The organism is Nocardia sp. NPDC046763 (assembly GCF_040645495.1).
Classification (GTDB): domain Bacteria; phylum Actinomycetota; class Actinomycetes; order Mycobacteriales; family Mycobacteriaceae; genus Nocardia.
This window is the reverse complement of sequence record NZ_JBEYYI010000093.1, coordinates 1-1,586: the sequence shown is the minus strand read 5'-3', so window position 1 is coordinate 1,586 and position 1,586 is coordinate 1. Positions and strand designations below refer to the sequence as shown.

1 protein-coding gene and 1 pseudogene are annotated in these 1,586 nt (G+C 68.5%); one reads left to right on the top strand and one right to left on the bottom strand.

Features of this window, described 5'->3' with window-relative positions; translation table 11 throughout:
• A partial coding sequence (locus tag ABZ909_RS43605) for a solute carrier family 23 protein (RefSeq protein ID WP_357012382.1) occupies nt 1-1,013 on the top strand: 1,013 nt, incomplete at its 5' end.
• Here the strand turns inward: ABZ909_RS43605 and ABZ909_RS43600 are convergent.
• Nucleotides 1,002-1,586 (bottom strand): annotated as a pseudogene (locus ABZ909_RS43600) (hypothetical protein); the annotation flags it as partial. The gene ABZ909_RS43605 and the pseudogene ABZ909_RS43600 overlap by 12 nt on opposite strands.

Below are 1,586 nucleotides of genomic sequence, written 5' to 3'. Positions count from 1 at the left end.
GCCTGGCCGTACAGCGGTTCGGCGCGCGCATCATTCACGCCGCCATGCCGCCGGTGGTGACCGGCGCGGTGGTCATGCTCATCGGTTTCAACCTGGCCCCGGTCACCGCCGCGACCTACTGGCCGCAGGATCAGTGGACCGCGCTGCTGGTCATGCTGTTCACCGGGCTCGCCGTGGTGGGCCTACGCGGATTCTTCGCGCGTATCGCGATCTTCCTGGGCCTGGTGTTCGGGTACGGGCTCTCGTGGGTGCTGGACCGGGTGTTCGGGCAGATCCATTCGGCGAACGGCAGCGGCAAGGTCACCGATCACTGGCGGCTGGATCTGTCCGGTGTGGCCAAGGCGGATTGGCTCGGCCTGCCCAGCTTCCACGCCCCGTCCTTCCAGTGGTCGGCGGTGCTGGTGGCGCTGCCGGTGGTGATCGCGCTGGTCGCAGAGAACGCCGGGCACGTGAAGGCGGTCGGCGAGATGACCGGCGCCGATCTGGACGACAAGCTCGGCACCGCCATCGCCGCAGACGGCGCGGCCTCCATGCTGTCCACCGCGGTCGGCGGCCCGCCCAACACCACCTACTCGGAGAACATCGGCGTCATGGCCGCCACCCGGGTGTACTCCACGGCCGCCTACTGGGCCGCCGCGTTCTTCGCGCTGCTGTTCGGCCTGTGCCCCAAGTTCGGGGCCGTCGTCGCGGCCATTCCGGGCGGGGTGCTGGGCGGGATCACCGTCATCCTGTACGGCATGATCGGCCTGCTGGGCGCGCAGATCTGGACCAATGCCAGGGTCGATCTCCGCAATCCGCTGAACCTGGTGCCCGCGGCCGCGGGGCTGATCATCGGTATCGGCAATGTGAGCATGAAGTTCACCGGCAACTTCACCCTGAGCGGCATTGCCCTGGGCACCCTGGTCGTCATCACCGGCTACCACGTGCTCCGTGTCTTCGCGCCCGCGCACTTCAAAGTGGAGGAGCCGCTACTGGACGAAGGCACCTCCTCCTATGACGAATCAGGCAGGTAGCGAACGGGGTTCGGCCTCGGCCGGCCCGTCGGCCTGGTCCCCGGCGTAGGGCAGCTGCAGCACGTACCAGGAGTGTTCGGACGAGTACTCCAGGTACTGCGAGGCTTCCGGGTCGCAGGCCAGCCCTTCGATCCGGGTCCACTGCCCGACACCGGAGGCGATGGTGTCGGTGTAGCGGACGTGCAGGTGGCCGTGGAACAGCACGCTGGGCCGCAGGGCCCGCACCACTCGCTGGATGCGGTCCTGATTGGGATAGCACTCGTCCTTGTCCTTGCGATTCCACTTCGGCTGCGAGGCGCGCGGTTTGTCGTGGGTGAGCAGCACGTCCACCGGTGAGCTGTCGGCCTCGAGCAGGTCGGTCAGTTCGGCGTCGGTCATCTCCTCCTCCGGAAACCACAGCATGCCCGCGGTCTCCGGCCGTTTCGAGGAGCCATAGCTGCGCCGCTTGGCGACCTGCTCGGCTTTGCGGGTCTCCCGGGCCAGCCGCCAGCCCTTGTCGGTGGAGCGCGCGCCGCCGCAGGCGGGGGAGCTGGTGGCCGCCCAGGTCCAGCGGTGGCCAGATCGGAAGAGCAA